Source organism: Moorena sp. SIO3B2 (assembly GCF_010692525.1).
GTDB classification, from domain to species: Bacteria; Cyanobacteriota; Cyanobacteriia; order Cyanobacteriales; family Coleofasciculaceae; genus Moorena; species Moorena producens.
Genome location: NZ_JAAHHE010000686.1, coordinates 1 through 2,270, shown reverse-complemented (window position 1 = coordinate 2,270; position 2,270 = coordinate 1). Strand labels below are relative to the sequence as shown.

Annotated in this window: 4 protein-coding genes; 2 read left to right on the top strand and 2 right to left on the bottom strand. The window is 46.1% G+C overall.

Annotated features, from left to right (window positions below):
- Window positions 1-280: 280 nt before the first annotated feature.
- Together F6K38_RS39825 and F6K38_RS39820 are read left to right on the top strand one after the other, a co-directional pair.
- Window positions 281-1,045: a methyltransferase domain-containing protein gene (locus tag F6K38_RS39825; RefSeq protein ID WP_008188138.1), complete on the top strand. Its 765-nt coding sequence runs from the start codon at window positions 281-283 to the stop codon at window positions 1,043-1,045.
- Between the two features lie 25 nt (window positions 1,046-1,070).
- A complete protein-coding gene (locus F6K38_RS39820) occupies window positions 1,071-1,511 on the top strand; it encodes a hypothetical protein (protein ID WP_008188139.1) in 441 nt (146 codons plus the stop codon).
- A gap of 10 nt (window positions 1,512-1,521) precedes the next feature.
- On the opposite strand, the gene F6K38_RS39815 is transcribed toward F6K38_RS39820, so the two are convergent.
- Both F6K38_RS39815 and F6K38_RS39810 read right to left on the bottom strand, forming a co-directional pair.
- Entirely contained in the window at window positions 1,522-1,689 is a 168-nt protein-coding gene (locus F6K38_RS39815; RefSeq protein ID WP_229414697.1) for a PIN domain-containing protein, read from the bottom strand.
- 228 nt (window positions 1,690-1,917) lie between these two features.
- Window positions 1,918-2,073, bottom strand: coding sequence for a hypothetical protein (locus F6K38_RS39810; protein ID WP_008188141.1), 156 nt, complete (start codon window positions 2,071-2,073; stop codon window positions 1,918-1,920).
- Window positions 2,074-2,270: the final 197 nt, after the last annotated feature.

Below are 2,270 nucleotides of genomic sequence, written 5' to 3'. Positions count from 1 at the left end.
AGGAACCCTTGCCCAATGACGATCCTTTTTGGTCTCATCCGCGCATTATAGTAACTCCCCATATTGCTGCTGTGGGTAACCCTAAGGAGCTAGCCGCTCGCATTGTGGATACAATCGATTGCAGTCGTGAGGGAAGACCATTGGAGAATGCAATTGATCGCAACCGGGGCTACTAAGTCTTAATTGCGTGTTGGCTCAATAGTGCTTAAGTATATGCCAAAGAAATAGTCTTTGACGATCCACTAAATCCACCTTGATTTTAAAACAAAGGAGCTATCTTATGGAAGCAACACAACCTACCCAGCCCGAGAGGGCTTTCAAATACTTTGATTTGTATGGCTCAATGCGATCGCACAAAATCATGTTAGAAGATAGCGCGAGGATGGAAGCCTATCACTCAGCTATATTCAAGAACAAGTCGGAAATGATCGCGGACAAGGTCGTCCTTGATGTCGGTACTGGAACAGGTGTATTAGCTGTTTGGGCCGCTAAAGCTGGTGCAAAACGTGTTTACGCCGTGGACGCTAGTAATGCTGCTAAACTTGCTAGACGGTTAGTTCAGTCGTCAAATGTGTCAGATGTCGTGACAATTCTCAACTCAAAAGTAGAGGAGGTGGAAATACCCGAACCCGTAGATGTAATTGTCAGCGAATGGATGGGCTGCTTTTTGCTCAAAGAATCGATGTTTGATAGCGTGGCATATGCTCGCGACAAATGGCTAAAACCAGGTGGATTGATGTTGCCTTCCCGTGCCACAATTATCCTTGGACTGTATGCACCAGATAACGATCGCGATCGCACCGATTTTGTCAGATTCAAGCTGGAAAAAGAGATAGCAGAGTGGAACGAAACGGTTACTAATCTTCAGAGTCTTGATGTGGACTATTCCATTTTCACTTCGGAGGTGGTTCAGGATTTGTCAGACTACTTTTTGACAAATAAGTACCTGGACAAAAATAAACATTACTGTATTAACTTGTGTAAAGTGGCCAAAAGTCCCTCTGCTCCCTGCTCCCTGCTCCCTGCTCCCTATGTAAAGAGTTAATTTTAGTTTTGTCCGACTACTTAGTATGCGCGTCAACTACTTGTCCCCAGACAATCTCGCCTCAGCACCACAGAAAGTGCTTGAGTTTGACTGTGCCACAGTCGATGCGACCGCACTCCTCCAGTTCAGCCAGGATTTTGAGTACACTATCAGCAAACACGCTGAAATTAAAGGGTTTCTTGGCTGGTTCACCACAGATTTTCCCAACGGAGTCGTTCTCGATACTGGGCCTGGACCAACTTACAGCCACTGGGGTCAGCAACTATACCCCCTCAAAGAGAGCTTAAAAGTTGCACCGGGCGATCGGGTAGTGGGAACAATTACTGTTAGCCGAGATCCGGATGAGCCGAGATTTAACATAATTGAGTTAAAGTACCAAGTTAATACAGGTCTAGAACAGACTGCTCTGTTCAACGTGGGCCATGTACAACATCTGGATGAAGGATCAAAAAATGTATTCGGCTGACCACTGAATGTTAAGTAGGTGGAATAGCATTAACATAAGAATAATTGAATATTTTCTGATCTACTGTCACTATAGAACAATTAGATAATCTCGCCGTTGCGACAATTATTCTATCTGCCGGGTCTTTGTGAAAATCACCTGGTAGTGATTGAGCATCAACTGCGATCGCAGGAGTGATAGAAAAAAGAATAACTCCTTCTTGTGCTAGGGCAATTTCAAACCATTCTTGAATAGATACCGGAAGAATTATCCTGCCTGCACGCTTCTAGTCTTGCTATCTCAATAAGACTTATCGTACAAACTCCTAATCCATTTGGTCTCTCATTCTCAATGACCTCACGGTGGTAACTGGTCAGTTTAGGATCGTTATGATTCCACCAAACAAAAATATGAGTGTCCAGAACAATCATAAAACTTCTCGATCGCTATTCTCCATATCCCAGTCTTCTAGAGGGATAGCTGGCTCTTCAGGATCAGCATAGTATGCGTAGGGCTGCTTGTTTGCCAATGGTAAGATAGGATATTCCTTGTCTTGATGCAAAGCGCGAGTGGGGGAAACCACGGCAGTCGCTCATGGGGGAGACCACGGCAGTCGCTCATGGGGGAAACCACGGCAGTCGCTCATGGGGGAGACCACGGCAGTCGCTCATGGGGGAAACCACGGCAGTCGCTCATGGGGGAAACCACGGCAGTCGCTCATGGGGGAAACCACGGCAGTCGCTCATGGGGGAAACCACGGCAGTCGCTCATGGGGGAAAC

Excerpts from the sequence above, each read along its gene's own strand:
- F6K38_RS39825 (WP_008188138.1), top strand. The coding sequence starts at position 281 with ATGGAAGCAACACAACCTACCCAGCCCGAGAGGGCTTTCAAATACTTT.
- F6K38_RS39820 (WP_008188139.1), top strand. The coding sequence starts at position 1,071 with ATGCGCGTCAACTACTTGTCCCCAGACAATCTCGCCTCAGCACCACAG.